This is a genomic window from Microbacterium binotii (genome assembly GCF_021398715.1).
GTDB lineage: Bacteria > Actinomycetota > Actinomycetes > Actinomycetales > Microbacteriaceae > Microbacterium > Microbacterium binotii_A.
The window spans coordinates 2,403,293-2,423,871 of record NZ_CP090347.1; the positions used below are offsets into that span (position 1 = coordinate 2,403,293).

18 protein-coding genes are annotated in these 20,579 nt (G+C 69.1%); 8 read left to right on the top strand and 10 right to left on the bottom strand.

Translation table 11 applies throughout. The features are described 5' to 3' along the window. Positions 1–5: 5 nt before the first annotated feature. Positions 6–830 carry an RDD family protein gene (locus LXM64_RS11935; RefSeq protein WP_234073382.1) on the top strand — a complete coding sequence of 275 codons (825 nt, stop codon included), beginning with the start codon at positions 6–8 and terminating at the stop codon, positions 828–830. Here LXM64_RS11935 and LXM64_RS11940 read toward each other — a convergent pair. Further along, positions 827–1,036: a DUF3499 family protein gene (locus LXM64_RS11940; protein ID WP_137416377.1), complete on the bottom strand. Its 210-nt coding sequence runs from the start codon at positions 1,034–1,036 to the stop codon at positions 827–829. The two genes, LXM64_RS11935 and LXM64_RS11940, sit on opposite strands and share 4 nt — an antisense overlap. A 58-nt stretch (positions 1,037–1,094) precedes the next feature. On the opposite strand from LXM64_RS11940, the gene LXM64_RS11945 reads away from it, so the two are divergent. Next, on the top strand, positions 1,095–1,532 hold the full coding sequence (locus tag LXM64_RS11945) for a metallopeptidase family protein (protein ID WP_234073383.1): 438 nt from the start codon (positions 1,095–1,097) through the stop codon (positions 1,530–1,532). A 6-nt stretch (positions 1,533–1,538) separates the two neighbouring features. Here the strand turns inward: LXM64_RS11945 and LXM64_RS11950 are convergent, their stop codons facing one another. The 4 genes from LXM64_RS11950 to manA all read right to left on the bottom strand — a co-directional run bounded on the left by LXM64_RS11950 (position 1,539) and on the right by manA (position 7,550). Further along, entirely contained in the window at positions 1,539–2,948 is a 1,410-nt protein-coding gene (locus LXM64_RS11950) for a DUF5719 family protein (RefSeq protein ID WP_234073384.1), read from the bottom strand. Then, positions 2,945–5,815, bottom strand: coding sequence for a glycosyltransferase (locus tag LXM64_RS11955; protein WP_234073385.1), 2,871 nt, complete (start codon positions 5,813–5,815; stop codon positions 2,945–2,947). Before LXM64_RS11955 ends, LXM64_RS11950 begins: the two co-directional genes overlap by 4 nt. A gap of 74 nt (positions 5,816–5,889) precedes the next feature. After that, positions 5,890–6,216, bottom strand: coding sequence for a WhiB family transcriptional regulator (locus tag LXM64_RS11960; protein WP_137416374.1), 327 nt, complete (start codon positions 6,214–6,216; stop codon positions 5,890–5,892). Positions 6,217–6,371: 155 nt separating this feature from the next. Then, a complete protein-coding gene (gene manA / locus LXM64_RS11965) occupies positions 6,372–7,550 on the bottom strand; it encodes a mannose-6-phosphate isomerase, class I (protein ID WP_234073386.1) in 1,179 nt (392 codons plus the stop codon). A 41-nt stretch (positions 7,551–7,591) separates the two neighbouring features. On the opposite strand from manA, the gene LXM64_RS11970 reads away from it, so the two are divergent. The 3 genes from LXM64_RS11970 to LXM64_RS11980 are packed head-to-tail and all read left to right on the top strand — an operon-like array spanning position 7,592 to position 11,340. Continuing rightward, positions 7,592–9,001: an O-antigen ligase family protein gene (locus tag LXM64_RS11970; protein ID WP_234073387.1), complete on the top strand. Its 1,410-nt coding sequence runs from the start codon at positions 7,592–7,594 to the stop codon at positions 8,999–9,001. Further along, positions 8,998–10,305: an O-antigen ligase family protein gene (locus tag LXM64_RS11975; RefSeq protein WP_234073388.1), complete on the top strand. Its 1,308-nt coding sequence runs from the start codon at positions 8,998–9,000 to the stop codon at positions 10,303–10,305. Before LXM64_RS11970 ends, LXM64_RS11975 begins: the two co-directional genes overlap by 4 nt. A gap of 33 nt (positions 10,306–10,338) precedes the next feature. Beyond that, entirely contained in the window at positions 10,339–11,340 is a 1,002-nt protein-coding gene (locus LXM64_RS11980; protein ID WP_234073389.1) for a glycosyltransferase family 2 protein, read from the top strand. Here the strand turns inward: LXM64_RS11980 and LXM64_RS11985 are convergent. Next, the gene (locus LXM64_RS11985; RefSeq protein ID WP_234073390.1) at positions 11,325–12,068 is read right to left on the bottom strand and encodes an ABC transporter ATP-binding protein; all 744 of its coding nucleotides are present in this window, start codon (positions 12,066–12,068) and stop codon (positions 11,325–11,327) included. The two genes, LXM64_RS11980 and LXM64_RS11985, sit on opposite strands and share 16 nt — an antisense overlap. Further along, entirely contained in the window at positions 12,068–12,859 is a 792-nt protein-coding gene (locus tag LXM64_RS11990) for an ABC transporter permease (protein WP_234073391.1), read from the bottom strand. The genes LXM64_RS11985 and LXM64_RS11990 overlap by 1 nt, the downstream gene beginning before the upstream one ends. A 64-nt stretch (positions 12,860–12,923) precedes the next feature. Here LXM64_RS11990 and LXM64_RS11995 point away from each other — a divergent pair, with 64 nt between their 5' ends. After that, positions 12,924–13,943, top strand: a complete 1,020-nt coding sequence (locus LXM64_RS11995; protein ID WP_234073392.1) for a glycosyltransferase family 2 protein — start codon at positions 12,924–12,926, stop codon at positions 13,941–13,943. Then, positions 13,940–16,183: a glycosyltransferase family protein gene (locus LXM64_RS12000; RefSeq protein ID WP_234073393.1), complete on the top strand. Its 2,244-nt coding sequence runs from the start codon at positions 13,940–13,942 to the stop codon at positions 16,181–16,183. The genes LXM64_RS11995 and LXM64_RS12000 overlap by 4 nt, the downstream gene beginning before the upstream one ends. Here LXM64_RS12000 and LXM64_RS12005 read toward each other — a convergent pair. The 3 genes from LXM64_RS12005 to glf form a co-directional block, all read right to left on the bottom strand. Further along, complete coding sequence (locus LXM64_RS12005) at positions 16,161–17,378, bottom strand: ABC transporter ATP-binding protein (protein ID WP_234073394.1); 1,218 nt, start codon at positions 17,376–17,378, stop codon at positions 16,161–16,163. The two genes, LXM64_RS12000 and LXM64_RS12005, sit on opposite strands and share 23 nt — an antisense overlap. A 1-nt stretch (position 17,379) precedes the next feature. Beyond that, positions 17,380–18,240 (bottom strand): ABC transporter permease, encoded by an 861-nt coding sequence (locus LXM64_RS12010; protein WP_234073395.1) that lies wholly within the window; start codon positions 18,238–18,240, stop codon positions 17,380–17,382. 131 nt (positions 18,241–18,371) lie between these two features. Continuing rightward, positions 18,372–19,508 (bottom strand): UDP-galactopyranose mutase, encoded by a 1,137-nt coding sequence (gene glf, locus LXM64_RS12015; protein ID WP_234073396.1) that lies wholly within the window; start codon positions 19,506–19,508, stop codon positions 18,372–18,374. A 155-nt stretch (positions 19,509–19,663) separates the two neighbouring features. On the opposite strand from glf, the gene LXM64_RS12020 reads away from it, so the two are divergent. After that, positions 19,664–20,545, top strand: a complete 882-nt coding sequence (locus LXM64_RS12020) for a glycosyltransferase (protein WP_234073397.1) — start codon at positions 19,664–19,666, stop codon at positions 20,543–20,545. Positions 20,546–20,579: the final 34 nt, after the last annotated feature.

A 20,579-nucleotide genomic window follows, 5' to 3' on the forward strand; every position in this document is an offset into this window, starting at 1 on the left:
TAGCCATGCCCTCCGCCGTGACCCTGGTCGAGATCGGTCAGGACGAGATCCTCACCGGTGAGGCCGTCGCGCTCGACGTCCAACCCGCGGGGTTCTTCCTCCGGCTGGCGGGAGCCGCGATCGACATGATCGTCACGGTGGCTGCCGCACTCGTCGTCATGCTGGCGCTCGGTCTGACCGGGGTGCTCTCCGTGGACTCCGGACTCGGGACGATCGTCTCGATCCTGTTGGCGGTCCTTCTGCTGGTCGTCGCCCCCACCACGATCGAGACCGCCACACGCGGACGAAGCCTCGGCAAGCTCATCGTCGGCGCCCGCATCGTCCGCGCCGACGGCGGAGCGGCGGGGTTCCGGCAGGCGCTGATCCGGGCGCTCGTCGGAGTCCTGGAGATCTGGTTCACCCTCGGCGCCGTGGCCGCGCTGACCGGGATGTTCACGCCGCGCGCACAGCGGCTGGGCGACCTGATGGCGGGCACGTTCAGTCAGCGCACGCGCGCCGGGCGCCTCGCCACGTTCGAGCCGCAGGTACCGGTCCCCCTCGCCGAGTGGGCCCGCATCGCCGATGTGGCGCCGCTGCCTGCCCCGGTCGCCCGGCGTCTCGCGAGGTTCGTCCGACAGGCCGAGCAACTGCAGCCCCAGGCGCGAAGGATGCTCGCAGCCCAGCTGGCCGCGGAGGCGGCCGCATCCGTCTCCCCCGTCCCGCCCGCGGACCCGGAGCTGTTCGTCCGAGCTGTGGCGGCGCTGCGCTTTCAGCGGGAGTTGACGGCCGTCAGAGCACGCGATGCGCGGGCCGAGGCACTGCTGCCCGCGCCCGTCACGCGCCGGGGCTAGGAGGCCCGGAGCGTCTCGTGACGCACGACCAGCCAGCCCTTCGGCACGGACAGTCGCTCGGTGTGCACCTGGCACAGGTCGTGCGCGTGGGGATCTCCCGCCCGACCCAGCGGACCCACCGCTGCCATCTGATCGGCGTAGTCGTAGGTGAGCGTCGCCACCGCTTCACGCGCGCACGCGACCTTGGAGCACTGACGTTCCTGCACGCTGCGACCCTAACGCGCCCCACGGACACCGTTGGTGCGCCGCGCCTAGGATGGTCAGATGATCCGCCGCCGGCCGCGCCCCGCACCCGCAGCCCCGCGTCCCGAACGCCACGGGCGTCACGGCCGGCAGGGCCGAAGCGCCGTGGTGCGCCCTCCGCTGCCGCCCCTCGAGACGCGCGTCGACCGGTTCGACCTCGCCGTCGGTTCGGTCGCCGAGTTCCTCCGTGGCGCCTGGCCCGAGCTGCGCGAGGTGCGCTTCGAGATGGCCGACATGCCCCCGGCCGCGGATGCCGACGGCATCCCGCGTTGGAGCGTGCTGCCCGACGAGAAGCGCATCGTGCTCTACCGGCTGCCCATCGAACGTCTCGCGCACCTGCACCGCAACGATGACTCCCATCGTCGGATGATGATCGAGAGCTGCGTCTTCCGCGCGGCGGCCGAGTTCCTCGGGCGCGACCCGTGGGACCTGGGCCCCGATCGATTCCGCTTTCTCTGAGCGGGCTCAGGGGCGGACGATGATCTCCGCAGCGGCCGCATCCGCCGGCCACACCGGGAACGCGCTGATCGCACCGTCCGCGAGGTAACTCACCGACGCCCGGACCGGGTTCGTGGTCTCGATGCGGTACACCGCGCCCGGCTGAACCGGCACGGAGGCGGTGTCACCGGCCGCGACGCTGACCCGCTCCGTCTGGGTGGCACCGCTCAGCGGCGTCAGCACGACATCCGCGGAGCCGACCGTGGACCCCGCGATCACCAGGAGAGGTGACGGCCCTTCGGGGACGGCGACCACGCTCGGCTCGACGACGGGCTCCGCTGCCGTGTACCAGGCGAAGTCGGCGCCGTTGCTGAAGTTCGTCGTCTGCCAGACGGCGCTGACGACGGCGGATGTCGCCTCGACGCGCACGGTGTACGTTCCGGCCGAGAGACCGGCGAGGTCGAGTTCGGTGGGCAGGTCCGCTCCGAGCGGAACCTCCTGCGTCAGCGCGGTACGCCCCGTGTCGTCCTGCACCGTGACGGTGGCCGTCGCTTCGACACCCGGCGAGAGCAGCCGCAGGAGGGTGGTCGCGCCGGCGGATGCCGCATCCACCGCGCTCTGCGGCACGCGCAGTCCGGGAATGACCTGCTGCGTCGCCGAGCCCACGATCGCGCCGCTCTGCTCTACACCGCCGGTCAGCAGTGTCCGGGAGAGGCTCGACTGCAGCGCGGCGGCGACCGGCGCGCCGGAGGCGGTGACACGCACGACCGGCGCTCCTTCGCCGACCGCCAGCGCGGCCAGCGGCACGAGGCGCTGCGTGTGGGCGTCGACGCGGAGCCCGCTTCCCGACGGCGGGAGGGAGGCCCCGGTCGCGCTGTACAGCGTGAGGTCGACGGTCGCGGCCACATCCGAGGGGTTGGAGAGGAGGATGACATCCGCCGATCCCGTGGTGGTCGCACCCGCGACGAGCCAGGACTCGATGAGCGGCGGCTGGCAGGCAGAGGCGGCGAAACCACGGATGTCTTCAGCGGCGACCGCGCCGCTGGCCGATGCGGCGGCATCCGATCGCGTGCCGTCGATCGGGGGTGCGACGAAGACGGGGTGCCCGTCGGAGCCGACGACATCGGGGGCGCTCCGTTCCGTCGTCTGCGTCAGCGTCGCGCCGTCCGATCCGAAGACGGTCTCGGTCGGCGCCGCGCTGGCGATCTGGTCGGCTTGCGTGGCGTCGCGTCCGAGCGCGAGCAGGGGCCCGGCGCAGGCGAGCACCGTGTCCGCCGGCGTGGGGGTCACGCCCACGGCGAGCGGCTCGTGCGTGTGGGTGGGCCAGTTCGCGGCGACGCCGACGCCCACCGCCCCGACGATGCCGACTGCGAGACCGGCACCCACGACGAGCCGGGTGCTCGTGGCCGCCCAGCGCCACATCCGCTGCCTGCTCATACCTGCTCCTCCCGCGAACGCGGACCGACGGTGCGCGGGGTGCGGCGAGCCTCGCGGCGTGATGCGGCGGTGGGGAACGAGAGCAGCAGGGCGATCGCGACGACCACGAGCTGGACCACCGCGACGACCCAGGCCTGCCGCACGATCTCCGGACTGGGCGCTGGTCGGTCGGCCACGTCCGTCGTCACGCGCCAGAGCGTGCCCTTGGGGGTCGCGCCGACGACGTCGAGGTCGTCGCGCTGGTCGAGCGCCGTCTGGGCCGAGAGCCGCAACGCGCGCGCCGCGTCGCTCTCGTCCGAGGACTCGGGAGCAACCACGATGAAGCGGATTCCGGCCGCCGCAACGCGTGCGACGACGTCCTCCGAGGTCGAGGTCACGAGATCCGCGGTGAGGGCGGCCACCTCCTCGTCGGAGGCCGACGCCACGGTGCGGGTCGCATCCAGCGTGGAGACACCCGACAGCGTCTCACTCCCGCCCCACACCACCTGTGCTGCGACGGAGCCGTCGGCCAGGGGCGAGAGCACGATCGTGCCGACGTTCGAGTCATCGCGTCCCTGCGCCGCCACGTAGGCGGGCAGCGTCGACGGCGAACCGCTCTGCAGCCCGCTCTGCCCCCGACCCATCGCCGTGACCGATGGAACGGCGAGGACCACGAGGGTCCCCATGACGGCGACGGCGCCGAAGACGCGCAGCCCGCCGGCTCGCGCCGGAACGCCGGAATCGAGCGTCACCGTGGCGGCTGCGACGATCCCCAGCCAGGCAAGACTGAGAGCGGCGCCCGGCCAGAGCGCCACGGGGGTGCCTCGGGTGTCGACCGAGACGGCGAAGCCGACGGCGGCGAAGGCCGTGGCGATGCCGAGGAGCGCGATCACGATCAGCACACCCGCGACCATCCACCGCGGGGTCAGCAGCGACAGCAGAGCGAGCAGCGCGAGGGGGGCGATCAGGACGACCACCGCGGTGACGAAGGGGCCGATGGTCGTGGAACCGAGAAGACCGGCCCACCCGGCGAAGTCCGTGGTCGGAAACCCCGCCGCGAGCGCGAAGCGGCCTGCCGCGTCGGCTCCTGCCTGTGCGCCCGCCCAGACCGGGCCCGGATCGGCGAGCAGGCCCCACACCGTTCCGCCGTGCAGCTGAGCCCAGATGAGGGGCGCGAACAGTGCCAGGGCGGGAACGCCGGTCCAGACGATCTGCCCAGCCCCGCGTCCGCCGCGCGCGACCACGACGAGCATCATCGCCAGCATCCAGATGATGATCAGAGCGGGCGCGAGTGATGGCGCGCACGCGAGCACACCGGCCAGCAACAAGGACGCCGCCCCCGCTGCGGCCCACGACCGGTGGGCGACGGCCCCGGCATAGAACAGCCAGGGCAGCAACAGATGGACGATGACGCCCGTGGGCCGGCCTTCGACGAGGGCGGTCCAGAAGGTGGGCGCGAGCGCCCAGGCGATGGCGGCCGTGTTGCGCAGCAGCGACCGCGACGTGAGACGCGTGGCCGCGAACCAGCCTCCCAGCACCGCGAGCGGGAGCGCGGCGAGCCACAGGACGACGAGGATGCGCGAGGGCTCTGCCGGCCAGAGCGAACCGAGCAGCGCCACGACGGCGGCGAACGGGTCGGCCGGTCCTGCCATATCGAGGCCGGTGGCTCGGGCGCCGAACGCCGCGTCGGCCCAGAGCTGACCGAGCGTCGCCCGCAGCGGCTCGAGTGCGCCGCCGCCCAGAGCCGGCCATGCCAGGAGGGCGGGGAATGCGGCCGCCGAGACCACCAATCCCGCCAGCACGAGCCACGCGCCGCCACCCGTGAAGAAGTGGAGCTCACCGCGCACCGGTCGGTTCATCGCGTCGGCGTCCGCGTCCGCGTCGAAACGCTGCCGGAGCGCCGACCTCGTGATGCGCAGCAGAGCGAGCTGGGACCACGCGGCTGCGCGTGAGTGACGGATGACTCCCCGGGATGAGGCGATCGCACCCCACCGGAAGAAGGCGACGATCGACGCGCCCCACTCGGGCAGCACCCGGGAGGGCTGCTTCGCCACGAGCAGCGCCGCCGCACGCCACAGCGCCAACGGGATGAGCGAGAGCAGGTGCAACGGGACCGCCGCGGCCGGAGCGTACGCCAGGCGCCGATGGATCTGGGCGAGTCGGCGGGCGTAGGCGCGCCGCCGACGGGCGCGTCCGGTCGCGGCCGCGGGAAGGCCGGCCACACCGTCGCCGGCGACCGCCACCCGCGCGGTGGGCACGAGACTCACCCGGTGCCCCGCCAGGCGGGTGCGCACGCCGAGATCGAGGCCCTCGTCCGCGCCGCCGAGCGCAGGATCGACACCGCGGAGGGTGCGCCACAGGTCGGCACGCACGAGCACACCGCGCACATCAGCCCCGAGGACGTCCTCCTCGCCGTCGTGCTGACCCTGGTCGAGTTCGTCGTGCACCTTCTCGACCGCGCGGCCGAACGTCGTCATCGTCACGCCGAGCGAGACGATGCGAGCCGGTTCCTCCCACTCCACCAGCTTGGGAGCGACGACAGCGACCGAGGGCGCGCGTTCGAGTCCGGCGAGCAGGCGCTGCAGCGCCTCCGGCTCCGGCGCGGTGTCCTGGGCGAGAAGCCAGACGAACTCGCCGCTGATGCGCACCGAGGCGAGCCGCACCGCGTCGGCGAACGACGTCGAGGCGCCGGCTGTGATGACGCCCTCCGCACCGGATGCGGTGACGAGCTGCGTGAGCGCGGAGTCACCCCCGCAGAGCACGATCGTCAGCGCGTCGACCCGGCGGGTCTGCGCAGCGAGAGCGGACAGCGTGCGCTCGAGATGCGCCGCGGCGGCCGTACGCCCTTCAGGGCGCACGACGAGGAGAGCGTGGACACGGGCCGACATGACTGAGTCAGCCTAAGCACGAGTTCGCGACGCGCGAGGTGCACGCGCCGCAATCGGCGATCTCGACAGGGCGCTCAGCTCACACGACGCTTGAGTTTGCGACGCTCGCGCTCGCTGAGCCCGCCCCAGATCCCGAACCGCTCGTCGTTGCGCAGCGCGTACTCCAGGCATTCATCGCGGACATCGCAGGTCGTGCAGATGCGCTTCGCGTCGCGGGTGGAGCCGCCCTTCTCAGGGAAGAAGGCCTCGGGATCGGTCTGCGCACACAGCGCATCCGTCTGCCATGACAGCGGATTGTCGTCGTCGACCGGAGCTTCGCGACGGACGCCGGGGACACCGAGGAAGACCGGATCGACGTGCCAGTTGTCGGGAACGCCTGAGCGGTACGGTGCGCTCGCCATGTGCTCTCCCCACGATCTCGAAATCACGACCCGCGGTGGGCGGGTGCCTAAATTACACAGGTGTGATTCGAGGAAAGCAAGTCGCGGATCGTAAACCCTCAACCCGCGCTTTAATCTTCACGACGCGCCGACGGCGTGTCGATGGAGCGGATTCGTTACGAGGCGACGACTCCGCGTCCCGGCATCGCGAGAAACAGCTCGCCCGCACCGGTGACCTCGAGGTGCTGCTCGTCGGGCGTGGCGAATGCCGCGGCCCCCGGAGCGAGCTGCACCCTCGCCGCAGCGGCCGACACGACCGGCGCGCCGACGGTCGCCACGGCGATGGCGGGTCCGCGAAGGCGAACACGACGCACCTCCCCCTCGTCCACCGTCACGCGCAGCAGCTCGAAGTCGGCGATCCCGGGCGCGAAGACGTCGACACCCGGCTCCCCCACGATCGCCGGCAGCCTCGGCGCCTCGCCCGGTGTCGTGTCGAGGATGCGCAACAGCTCGTCGACATCGATGTGCTTGGGCGTCAGACCGCCGCGCAGCACGTTGTCGCTGGCGGCCATGATCTCGACGCCCAGACCGGACAGGTAGGCGTGCAGCACGCCGGCCGGTACGAAGATCGCTTCGCCTCGCGCCAGCACCACATGGTTCATGAGCAGCGCCACCACGACGCCCGGATCCGACGGGTAGGCGTCGGCGACACGGGCCAGCGCGACGAAGTGGTCGGTGGACGTCGCCTGGGCGGCCTCACGTACGGCGGCGATCACTCCGTCGACGACGCTCTGCGCCTTACCGGAGAGCAGCCAGCCGAGGACCTCGCGCAACGTCGAGGCTTCATCGGCCCCCTCGAGCGCCCGTGCGAGATCCGTCACACCCTCGTTCTGCGGGAGGGACGCGAGAATGTCCCGCGTCGCCGCCAGCGGGCGAAGCCCCGCCAGCGCCTCGAAACGGTCGCTGACAGCCACGATCACCTCGGGCTTGTGGTTGTCGTCCTTGTAGGTGCGGTGCGCCGCCTCCCGGGCGATGCCGGCCGCCTCCTCCCGCGCGAAGCCTTCGACGGCCTGCGCTCTCGAGGGGTGGACCTGGATCGAGAGGGGCGAACCCGCGGCGAGCAGTTTGAGCAGATAGGGCAGTCGCACCGCCCGCTCCGCCCCCGCGCCCTGCGCGTCGAACCAGGCATCCAGCGTCATTCCGAGGGAGGGGAGCTGGGCGGGTGATCCGGGATGGTCGCCGAACCAGACCTCGGCTTCGGGCGCGCCGGAGGGCTGACGGCCCTGCAGGTCCGCGATGAGATGGGAGGAGCCCCAGGGGTAGTCACGGGGGACGTTGGTCAGCTCGGCCAGCACACCCCCAGCCTAGAAGGCTCCCGGGATAATCTGAGGGCATCATGGCCGTCCGAACCCAACATCCGGCAGGTCCCGCACCCGCACCGCCGTTGCGCGAGCGCACGGGACATCTGTTGCTGCGCGCGTGGTGCGTGTTCGTCGTCTTCCAGGCGATCGCGGGCACCGCGTGGACGCTGGCCTTCGGAGTCGCCGTCTCGACCGTGATCGTGGTCGCGACCGCAGTCGTCTCCCTCGTGGTGTGGCTTCTGGTCCGGCCGCCGGTCGACATGCGCCGCCTGCCCTGGTTCGTCCTCGCCTACGGCGTCTGGGCGACGGCCTCGCTCATCTGGACGGCGTGGCCCGCGACGACCGGCACCACGCTCGCGCTGTGGCTGATCACCACGGGCCAGGGGCTCTTCGTGGCGGCGATTCTCACCTGGCGCGAGATCGTCGCCGCCGTCTCGGCCGCGCTGAAGTGGGCGCTCGGACTGTCACTCGCCTTCGAGCTCGTCGTGTCGCTGCTCGTGCGGCGACCGATCCTGCCCGGATGGGTGCTTCCGGAGCGGGGTGTGAAGTACGACCCGATCGTCTACTGGTCCCGCAACAACCTCTTCGACCTCGACGGCCGCATCCAGGGCATCCAGGGAAACGCCAACCTCCTCGCGGTCATCGCACTGCTCGGACTCATCGTCTTCTCTATCCGCTGGGCGGCGCACGCCGAAGGGCGGGTCTCCGCGATCATCTGGATCTCGATCGCCGGGCTGCTGTTCGTCCACGCCGGCTCCGCGACCGCCTACCTCTCGGCGGCCGCCGTGGTCGTCGTGCTCGTGACGGTGCTGCTCATGCGGACCGTCACGAAGCCCGGCGGACGCACCGTGTACTACGCGGCTTACGCCGGGGTGGCCCTCGCGGGCGCCGCGATCCTCTTCTTCGCTCGCGACACGCTCTTCTCAGCCCTCGGCCGCTCCGCTGATCTGACCGGGCGCGAAGGGATCTGGGAGCAGGTGCTGGCGAGAGCGGTCGAGCATCCGGTGATCGGATGGGGCTTCGCATCGCCGTGGCTGCCCTGGGACAGCCACTTCGACGGCTGGATCGTCGACCACGGCGAGACGGTCATGCAGGCGCACAACATGTGGATCGACGTCTTCCTGCAACTCGGCGTGATCGGCGTGCTTCTGATGGTCGGCGTCTACGTGACCTTCATCTGGCGCGCCTGGTTCTTCGCGATCGACCGCCCGCGCTGGGATCTGCGCGATGACCGCCCGTACTCACCGTTGACGCTGCTGCCCACGCTCGTCGCCACCGTTCTGCTCGTGCAGGGTCTCGCGGAGTCCGGCCCGCTGGTGGTGTGGGGCTGGATGCTCGTCGTCCTGCTCGGACTCAAGGTCCGACAGTCACCGCTGCTGGGCGTCGGCCCCGCGGAGACCTCGTGGCGTATCGAGCGCGGCGACCCCGTGTCGGACCAGGGATGATCGCCCCCGCCGCCTCGGGCGTGGGCGAGCTACTGCGCTCGGCCCGGATGGCGCGCGCGTTCACCCTCGTCGTCTTCGGCACGACCTTCGGCGCCTTCGCGATCGAGCGCCTCATGGGCAGGGTGACCTACGTGACGATGGTCGCCGGACTGTGCGCCCTCGCCGTCGCCATGCTGGTCGCGCGCAGAGGAGAGCTGTCGCCGCTGCGGCTGGCTTCCGCGACGCTCGCACTCTTTCTCGGGTGGACGCTGGTGAGCGTCTTCTGGTCGACCGATCAGCCGAAGTCCCTGATCGGCTGGGTGGCTCTGGCGGCGCTCTCACTGCTGGGCGTCACGATCGCCCACGTGCGCGACACCCTGCAGACCGCCCGCGCGCTGGGCGACGTCATGCGCTGGCTGCTCGCGGTGTCCTTGGGCGTCGAGATCCTCTTCGGCATCCTCATCGACATGCCGTTCCCCCTGCTGGGTGTGCAGGGCCTGATCGCCGAGCTCGGCCCCGTGCAGGGGATCTTCGGCACCCGCAACGCACTCGGTTTCGTCGCCGTGCTCGCACTCATCACGTTCCTCGTGGAGTGGCGCACCCAGTCCGTGCGCCCCGGCCTCGCGGTCTTCTCGGTGCTCCTCGCGGGCGGACTGGCCGTCCTGAGCGACTCACCCACCGTGATCGTGATCGCCCTCATCGTCGGACTCGCCACCCTGACGCTCATGGTCGTACGCCACACCCGACCGGCGTCGAGGCCGATGCTGCAGGCGACGCTCGCCGCAATCGTCGTGGTCGCACTGGCGGTGGCCTACGCCGCCCGGGGTCCCATCATCGCCATGCTCGGCGCCGGCAGCGACTTCTCGACCCGCGCGGACCTGTGGAACACGATCCTCGACTACGTCCGCTATCACCCTGTGCAGGGCTGGGGCTGGTACGGCACCTGGTCGACGACGGAGTTCCCGTTCCTCTCCATCAATGTGACCCTCGGCGAGCGCCACGCTTCGGCGCTCAACGCCTACTTCGACGTCCTGCTGCAGGTGGGATGGTTCGGCCTGCTGCTGTTCGCTGGGTTCTGCGTCGTCGCGCTCGTGCGGTCGTGGCTCGAGGCCAGCAACCGACGAGCCGTGGTGTACACCTGGACGCCCCTCGTGCTCACCGCGCTGCTCATCGACTCGGTGTTCGAGAGTTTCACGCTGTTCGGATACGGATGGTTGCTCTTGGTGGTGTGCGCGAGCCGCGCGGGGCAGTCGCGTTCGTGGCGGGACCGGCTCGACAGCGGCGACCCCGCGTCGCCGCTGCTTCCCGAAGAGCGCACCCGCTGAGCCTTCAGTCGACCGGGGTAGGATCAGGTCGCTATGGCCGCCGCATCCGAGAGTCCCGACGTGCCCTCCCACGCCCCCTTTGATCCCGCATCCGCCACGATCGTGGTCGTGACGTACAACCGGTCCGCTCTGCTGACGCGGTTGCTCACCAGCGTCGAGGCGATGGATCCCGCCCCGGGCCACCTCGTGGTGATCGACAACGCCTCGACCGACGACACCACCGACGTCATCGAGCAGTTCCGTCCGCGCCTGAACACGCAGGTCGTGTATCGCCGACTCGAGACGAACACCGGTGGATCCGGCGGGTTCAGCGAGGGCATGCGCACCGCCTACGAGCTCGGCTCCGCGTGGATCTGGCTGATGGACGACGACGTCGAAGTACTCCCCGACGGCCTGGCGCGCATGGGGAAGTGGGCTCCGCGGTTCAAGAGCATCCAGGGTCGCCGCTACGACTACGACGGCAGCGAGTTCTACTGGCAGTACCGCGTGGCCGACCGCATGGGCATCCCCATCCCCTTCGCCCCGGCGGGCTTCGACGCCTCCGGATTCAAGGAGATGAACTCCGGCTGCTTCGAGGGCATGTTCATCCACCGTGACATCGTCACGCAGATCGGGCTCCCCGATCCTCGGTTCTTCATCTACTGGGACGACCAGCTGTACGGCTGGTTGGCGTCGCGCGTGACGACCTCGGTCATCGTCGACGAGTTCGTGCTGCGCCGAACGCGCGAGATCAAGCAGTGGGACATGGGCATCCGCCACATGAACGCCTCGAGCGACGCGTACCGGTACTACATCATGCGCAACCGCGCGTACATCAAGCGCTACTATCGCGAGCTCGGCGTGTACAACCCGTTCCTCTTCGGGCTCGGTACCGCGATGACCTTCGCCAAAGAGCTCATCCGGTTGGTGGTCGTCGAACGCAAGGTGCGCGGCACGAGCAACCTCTTCCGAGGACTCCGCGACGGACGCAGGATCACGCGCGACCGTTCTTGGAAGCCCATGCCGCCGCTCACGCAGCCTCAGCCGGCCGCGTAGTCGGCGTTGTAGCGCTCGAGGACGTCGGCGATCGGTGCGTCCATCTTGAGCGCCCCCTTGTCGAGGTACAGTCCGCGCGTGCAGAAACGGCGCAGATCCTTCTCGTTGTGGCTGACGAAGAAGAGGGTCCGCCCCTCGGCGAGCAACTCGTCGATGCGCCGATAGCACTTCTCCCGGAAGGCCTTGTCGCCCACGGCCAGCACCTCGTCGACGAGCAGGATCGGCTCCTCGAGCTGGGAGACGACGGCGAAGGCGAGCCGCACCTTCATCCCGTTCGACAGATGCTTGTAGGGGGTGTCGACGAAATCCTCGAGCTCCGCGAAATCGATGATCGAGTCGAAGCGCCGGGAGATCTCGGCACGGCTCATGCCGTGCAACCCGGAGGTCAGGCGGACGTTCTCGCGCACCGTCAGATCGCCGACGAAGCCACCGGTGATCTCGATCAGAGGCGCCACACCGCCGAGGACGCGAACGGAACCCTCATCGGGCAGCAGGACGCCGGCGACGAGCTTGAGGAGCGTCGACTTGCCTTGCCCGTTGCGTCCCACGACACCGATCGACTCTCCCGGGGCGACGGTGAAGCTGACATTGCGCAGCGGCCAGAACTCGCCCGGGCGAGCGCGACGGGATGCACCGCCGAACAGGTCTTTGAGGCTGCGTCGGCCCCTCCGGTTGCGTCGGAACCGGACGCCGAGGTTTTGCACATCGATCGCGACGTCGGCGGCCATCACAGCTCCTTCAGCACGGGTCGCTCGAGGCGTCGGAAGACCAGGACGCCCAGCCCGAGGATCACAAGGCTCACGACCGCACCCGCGACCACCGACAGAGTGTCCCACTGATCCGGGAAGAATCCCGCGCGGTACAACGTGAAGATTCCTGCGAGGGGGTTGAACGCCGCGACCTCGCGGAAGCCCGCGGGCAGGTCCGAGACGCCGTAGATGATCGGCGAGGCGTAGAAGAGCGCCCGAAGGATGAGTCGGGTCGTGCGCTCCAGGTCACCCCAGAGGACGCACAGCGGCGCGACGATGAGCCCCAGCCCCACCAGCAGCGCGACCTGGAGCATCACCGCGACCGGGAACAGGAGCAGGCCCCACCCGACCGTGGCTCCCCCGAAGACGGCGAAGAGCACGAGCACGGGCATCGAGCACAGGAACTCGACACCCTTGCTCAACACGATGCGGTTGATCCAGATCGACCGCGGGATGGCGGTGGACCTCACGAGTCTGGCGTCCTTGTTGAACGCGCGGGTGAAGTCGGTGACCGCCGCGTTGAACCAGACCCACGGCAGCAGTGCGGTGATGAGGAACACGATGTAGGGCTTCTCGCCCACATCCCGCCCGAAGACCTGCGTGAAGACGAACCAGTAGATCGCACTCATCACGAGCGGATCGAGCACCGACCACAGATAGCCCAGTGCGCTGGTCGCGTATCGGACCTTCAGATCGCGGGCCGAGAGCAGCCACAGTGAGTGGAGGTATCGCCGGGGCGTCCCGGGTGCTCCGACGGCGGCCGTGTTCATCGAGATCGAGTCTAGATGGCACCCGCGCGCAGGTCCCGAGCACGAACCCTGACAGGATGGGGGGATGGTTGCCCGAACATCCGCCGATCCGCGCGTGTCGATCATCATGCGCACCAGAAATCGGACCGATCTCCTGCAGCGCGCCCTCGATGATGTCTTCGGCCAACGGTTCGTCGATTTCGAGCTCGTCATCGTCGACGACGCCGACGACGCGGCCCCCGTCACCGAGCTCGTGGCCGCGCTGCCCGCCGAACGGGCGGAGCGGGTGCACCTGGTCACACGCGCCGGAGAGCAGCACGGACGCTGGCCCGCGGCGAACGCAGGACTGTCGGTGGCTCGCGGCGAGTTCATCACGCTTCACGATGACGACGACTATTGGGACCCGTCGTTCCTCGACGTGATGGTGAGCCATCTGGACGCAGCGCCCGACGCGGGAGCGGCCTGCTGCCGAACGCAGATCGTCATCGAACGGGAGGACGAGCACGGGACGCTCCAGCGGACCGATGAGTATCCCTTCTTGCCTGAGTTGCATGCGATCACCCTCTCGGACATGCTCCGCGCGAACAGGATCCCCCCGATCTCGCTGCTCTATCGACGCGCACTCCACACCGAAGTCGGACCCTACGATGCCTCGCTCGACGTGCTGGGAGACTGGGACTTCTACCTGCGCGCCATCGCTGCGCATCCCATCGACCTCGTCGATGGACCGGCGCTGGCGTTCTGGAGTCATCGACCGGCATCGACCGGCGCCGGGGAGAACAGCATCTCTGCGCAGGCGCCCCGCGCGGTGACGGAGTCCCTCATCCGCGACGCCCGCATCCGTGAAGGTCTCCGCAAGGACGGTCCCTCGGTGTTCGCGCATATCGCCCACGAAACGAAGTGGCTCGACGACAGAGCGGCTCAACGCGCCGACACGCTGGCCGCCGAGCGCGCCGCCGAAGCCGCACAGCTCGAACGTGCCGTGGGCGAGGTGAGAGGGGAACTCGCGCAGCTGCGAAACGAGCTCGCCGCGCTGCGGAGCGAACTTCACGAGCGCGGTCTGATGGCGCTGCTGCGGCGCGTGCGAGGGAAGCTGCGCAGGTGAGCATCGGCCGGAGTGCGCTCCGCGCCGTTCGCCGTCGCGTCCTGCGCTCTCGTGAGGAACGACGGTGGGCGCGAGTGCTCCTGGCCTCCCAGGTGACGGATGTCGATTTCTATGCCCGCATCGCCGGCCTCACTCGCGCCATCTCGTCACGCCACGCGATCCAGCACTACCTCCGTCACGGGCGCTTTCGTGGGCTCACCCTCAATCCGCTGATCGATCCCGTCGTTCTCGCCGCGTCCTTCCCTTCGCCCGGGGCGCCGCCGCTCTGCGCGTACCTCGACCGCGGAGGCCCTCACCCGCACGTGAGCACGGTGTGGGACGCACCGCTCTTCGCGGAGGAGCTGGGCGAGACGACGAGCACAGGCGTCATCTCCGCGGCGCTGCGCGCGGTGCGTGAGGAACCGGACAGGCTTCTGCCTCTGCGGGAGCCGGGCCGCACACTGACGGCGGGCGAGTTGTACGCGATCCTCGCCGCGAGCCATCTCCCGGCGCAGACCACCGTCCCGCCTCACGAGAACCCGGCGGCGCGGGAGCACATGCTCCTGGTCGCCCGCGCCGCATCACCGTACTTCGAGCGACGGCTGGAGGAAGCGACGGATGTGGCACGGGACGTGGCCGTCGACGTCACGATCGTTCTGGTCGCCCCGACGCCGGCTGAGCGTGCGAAGGTCGAGATCGTCCGCCGTCGATCCCCTGGATTACGCGCGGTGATCGCGGAGACAGATGTCGCCGTCGTCGCCTGTCTGCGAACACAGACTCACGCAAGCGCGGCCGGAGTGACGGTCCTCGTCGACCTGGCCTACGATCCGGACCGCGATGAACTGCGGGCTCTGGCGGAGGCGGCGGCGCACGTCGACGGCGCAGCGATCATGCCGTTGTCCCTGGGGCCGGACGGAACCGTCCTGCACGCCGGAGGTTTCCCGCCCGCCCACGGCGGCGACGCATATCCGCTGCTGCGGGGCCTGCCCGCGGACGACGCACGCGCGCTCGGAGGTTCCGTCGAGATCCCGATGATCACGGGCCCCAACCTCGCCGCCGCGACGGACATCCTGCGCGACGGACTCGACGTCGAGCGCGTCCACGCCGTCTCGGATATCGGTGCACACTTGCGAGGGCGGGGCTACAGAGCATACGTCCGGACCGAGGACCCGTGGCGCGTCCCGTTCCTTGCCCATCCCCCCCGGCCGGCTCGGGCAGCATCGACGGCGGACGTGCAGGATGGTCTCCGGCCGTACCTGGCTCCGCTCGACCTCGACCTCGACCAGGCGGGCCGGGTCGTGCGGAGTCCGGCTTCTGCGCCGACGCGATTGCGGTGGGCGATCAAGACGGCGGCACCCGCAGACCGCGCCGCGGCTCGGTCGTGGGGCGACCTCCACTTCGCGGAGGGGCTCGCAGCGGCTCTCAGACGCCTGGACCAGCACGTCGTGATCGACAGCCGCGACTCGGCTGAGCGCCCCACCTCCGACGTGGACGACGTCGTGGTCGTGATCCGTGGGTTGTATGCCTATGTTCCCCCCGCGTCGGCGACATCGCTGCTCTGGGTCATCAGCCACCCCGACCAGGTTCTACCGGCAGAGGCGCGCCGCTACGACGCGGTCTTCGCGGCTTCCGCGCCCTGGGCCCGACGCATGTCGCAGGAGTGGGGGGTGCGGATAGAACCGCTTCTGCAGGCGACCTCCCCCGAGCGCTTCCGCCCTTCGGGACGCCCTCGTACCGACGGACCGCTTTTCGTCGGCAACAGCAGAGGAGTGGATCGACCGATCGTCCGCGCAACCGCCGAACGGTGCCACGACATGCGGGTCTACGGCGGCGGCTGGGAGGGGGTCCTGCCACCGTCCGTCGTCCGTGGCGAGCACGCGCCGAACGACGAGTTGCCCGCGATGTACGAGAGCGCGCTCTACGTCGTGAACGACCACTGGCCCGAGATGCAGCGCGACGGCTTCATCTCCAATCGTCTGTTCGATGTCGTCGCCGCCGGTGGACGAGCGCTCAGCGACTCGGTCGAGGGGGTGGAAGAGCTGTTCGGCGGCGCCGTTGCGGTCGCGCACTCGGACCTCGAGCTGAACGAGATGCTGAGCGGCGACGCGGACGCGCTCTTCGCCGATGACGCCGCTCTCGCTCGGGTCTCCGACCGGATCCGCCGCGAACACTCGTTCGACAGCCGTGCGCGCACGCTGCTCGATGCCGCCCGGACAGCACGGGCGGGCGACGTCGGCGTCAGCGACTGCGAACCGAGGTGACCGCGGCGTCCGCGTAGACGGTGCCGGTGCGTTCCTCGCTCATAGGCACGTAGAAGCGAGCGCCCTGCCAGAGGATGTCTGCTCCGACGCCGTTCTCGTCGAGCACCTGAGCGTTCACGAAGTACTGACCGCCGCCGAAGGCGGCGTCGGGGATCGTGTAGGTGACAACCGCCGGGCCGGGGCCCACCGGACCGTGGGTGTCTCCGGTCAGACGGCGGACGCTCGTGCCGAAGACCTGCTGGCCGGTCGGGGTGTCGATGCTGAACGAGGTCTGCCACTGACTGTGGGCGGCCGCGTGGTCGACCGTGATCTCGATGAGCACGTCGTCGCCTGGATTGACGTCCTGGACCGGCTCACCGACGGAGTTCAGGACCCTCACGACGGTGACGGCGTACTCGCTCGCCGACGATTCGGGGTCGTTCTCCATCCGCGCCTGTCGCTTGCCTTCCATGATCTCGCGGTGGACCTTGGTCGCCTCCGCGGCCGGCCCGATGAACGCGATCTCGCCGTGCTGGAGCACCACGCCCTGATCGCAGATGTCCATCACCTGGGCGGCCGAGTGCGAGACGAGGACGATCGTTCGCCCCTCGCGCTGAAACTCGCGGATCTTGTCCATGCACTTACGTTGGAACGCTTCGTCGCCGACGGCGAGCACCTCGTCGACGAGGAGGATGTCCGGGTCCGTGTGCACAGCGACCGCGAACGCGAGACGCACGTACATGCCGGAGGAGTAGAACTTGACCTGTGTATCGATGAAGTCCGCGATCTCGGCGAACTCGACGATGCTGTCGAACCGCTCGTCGGTCTGTTCCTTGGTCAATCCGAGGATCGACGCATTCAGATAGACGTTGTCACGGCCGGAGAGGTCCGGGTGGAAGCCCGCCCCCAGCTCCAGCAGGGCGGCGAGACGACCGCGACGATACACGGTGCCCGACGTCGGCTCGATGATGCCGCCGATCACCTTGAGCAGGGTGCTCTTACCCGAGCCGTTCGGTCCCATGAGGGCGATCGATGCTCCCGCCGGGATGGAGAAGGTGACGTCCTTGAGCGACTGGAACTCCTCGCGATGCTGACGTCCGCGACGCCCGAGCGTGACGATGCGCTCCTTCAACGAGTTGTCCTTGCGCAGGGCGAACGTCTTGGACACCTCGTCGATGACGATGACCTCTGGCACTGCCGATGTCTGTTCGCTCACGTCATAGCTCCTGCGCGAAGTTGCCCTGCAGCCGCGCGAAGACACGCTGGCACAGGAAGACCAGCACGAGGCCGATGAGGAAGGCGATCCCCATCCGCATGAGCAGGTCCGGCGGATAGTCCGAGGGGGTTCCGCTCCCCCAGAAAGCGCGGTGGAACCCCAGCACGGCCAGGGTCAGCGGACTCGCGGTGTACAGCTCGAGGATCCAGGTGGGAAGACCGAACCGTGCGACCTGATCGCCCACCATCGTCCATGCGTAGACGATCGGCGATGCCCAGAGCGCGAGCATCAGCACGACCTGTGTCAGGTACTGCACGTCACGCAGATAGACGTTGAGTGCCGCGAGAAGCATCCCGAAGGCGAGAGCGTAGACCAGGATGAGCAGCACCGAAGGGAAGAAGTACAGCAGCGACCAGGAGAGATTCGGGGTCCCGAGGGTGAAGCTGGCCACGATCAGCACGAGGAGCTGAACGCCGAACGTGAACAGCGCGGACCCGGTCGCCGCCAGCGGGAACACCTCGCGGGGAACGTAGACCTTCTTCACGAGCCCCGCGTTCGCGACGATCGAGCCGGTGGCTCCCGAGAGCGTCTCGGAGAACAACCCGTAGACCGTGAGTCCCGAGAAGATGTAGACGGCGAAGTCCGGGATGCCGCGCGCCGCACCCAGGATCTGCCCCATGACGAGGAAATAGACGGCGAGCTGCACGAGGGGGTTGATCAGGGTCCACAGCAGCCCCAGGACACTGTCCTTGTACCGCGCCTTGACGTCACGACGGACCAGCAAGGAGAGGAGCTGGCGGTGATTCCAGATCTCGGTGACCGTGCGCCCGAAACCTCGCAGCCCCTCGCGACTGGGCGTCACGGGCTGCAGAGGCTGAGACGCCAATCGGCTGAACCTGACGGCTGCGCTCTCGTTCAAGTGCTGCCACTACCTCTCGTTCGCACCAACTGAGAAACTATAGCCGGGCGAGCCCGAGGATCCGGTGTGTGCACTCACGCGAGGGTGTTGTTCCACAGTGACAACGCGGAGCCGATCGCCATGTGCATGTCGAGGTACTGGTAGGTCCCCAAACGCCCGCCGAAGTGGACGTCGCGCTGCCCCTTCGCGAGCTCGCGATACGCGAGAAGGCGCTGACGATCCTCCGCGGTGTTCACCGGGTAGTAGGGCTCGTCCTCACGCGCGGCGAAGCGCGAGTACTCCCGAACGATGACCGTTCTGTCCTTCGGATACCGGTCGGCTCGCTCAGGGTGGAAGTGCTTGAACTCGTGGATACGGGTGTAGGGGGTGTCCGCATCCGCGTAGTTCATGACGCTCGTGCCTTGGAAATCGCCGATGTCGAGCACCTCCTGCTCGAAATCCAGGGTGCGCCACGAGAGCGGACCTTGCGCGTAGTCGAAATACCGATCGATGGGTCCGGTGTAGACGATGGGAACCCGGCCGACGAGGGCATTCTTGTTCAGCGGCTGCGACTCGTCGAAGAAATCCGTACTGAGCCTCACCTCGATGCGCGGATCATCCGCCATGCGCTCGAGCCACGCGGTGTAGCCGTCGACCGGCAGACCTTCCCACGTGTCGTTGAAGTAACGGTTGTCGTAGGTGTACCTGACGGGGAGGCGGGAGATGACCTCGGCGGGAAGATCCCGCGGATCGGTCTGCCACTGCTTCGCCGTGTAGTCGCGGATGAAGGCCTCGTACAACGGCCGCCCGACGAGCCCGATCGCCCGCTCCTCGAGGTTCTGCGCCCGCTTCGGGTCGTACTCGCCGGCCAGCTCGTGGATGAGCGCGCGTGCCTGATCAGGTGTGTACGCGGACTGGAAGAACTGGTTGATGGTGCCGAGGTTGATCGGCAGCGGGAACACGGTGCCGTTGTGGGTCGTGTAGACGCGGTGCGTGTAGTCCGTGAAAGTCGTGAAGCGGTTGACGTACTCCCACACCGTGGCGTTCGAGGTGTGGAACAGGTGCGCGCCGTAGCGGTGCACCTCGATGCCGGTCGTGCTCTCGTGCTCACTGTACGCGTTGCCGCCGATGTGAGGGCGGCGCTCCAGGACGGTGACCGAGCGACCGGCGGCGGCAGCGCGCTCCGCGATCGTGAGACCGAAGAAGCCGGAGCCTACGATGAGGAGATCCATATGGTGCGAGCCGTTCCTGAGGTGCATGCCGACCGGTTCAGCTTAGGTGAGCTCGTCTCGGATCGCTCGAGAGGATCGCGTCTCCGATCGCTTGAGAGGATAGGACCGTCACCCATGAGCGGCCCGTTCGGGGCGTGGAGGGCACGGAAGGAATCATGACTCTCGACATCTGCGTCCCGTATTGGGGAGACCCGGAGACCTTCATGCGCACGATCGACTCCGTGCGGGCGCAGTCCGATCCTCACTGGCGCCTGGTCATCATCGACGATGCGTATCCGGGCGACGCGATCGAGCGTTACGTCTCGACGTTGGACGATCACCGCATCGAGTACCGGCGCAACGAGCACAATGTCGGGATCATCGAGAACTTCCGCCGCGCCGTGCGGGCGGCGACCGGCTCCCACGTCGTCATCCTCGGGGCCGACGATCTCCTCATGCCCGAGTACGTCGCGCATATCCGCTCGGTCATCGCCGACGATCCCAGCGTCGACGTCATCCAACCCGGCGTCCACGTCATCGATGCGCACGGCGGTCGGGCCCGGTCCCTCGTGGACACCGTCAAGCTGAAGCTTCTGACGCCGCGCCACCCCGCGATACTGCGAGGAGAGGAGATGAGCGCCTCTCTGCTGCGCGGAAACTGGCTCTACTGGCCCTCACTCGCTCTGCGCGTGGAGCCCGCGAGCTCGGTCGGCTTCCGCGATGACCTGCCCATCATCCTCGACCTCGCTCTTCTTCTCGACATCGCCTCTCGAGGAGGCTCGCTGCGCTACACGGCGGTGACGTGCTTCGCCTACCGGCGCCACGCGGCGAGTCTGTCGCAGACCTCGTTGCGCGACGGTTCGCGTTTCGTGGACGAGCGCCGGTTCTACCGCGAGGCAGCGGCCGACGCGGCGGCGCGAGGGTGGCGCCGCGCCGCGCGCGCGGCTCGATGGCGGTTGATGTCGCGGCTGCACGCGCTCAGCGTCCTGCCCGGCGTGATCCTGCGCGGCTCGCGGAAGGCAGCGGTCGCTGCAGCGATGCTCGCATTCGGCGACTAGCCTCCGATCCGGGCCGACCGTCATGCCCGCATGC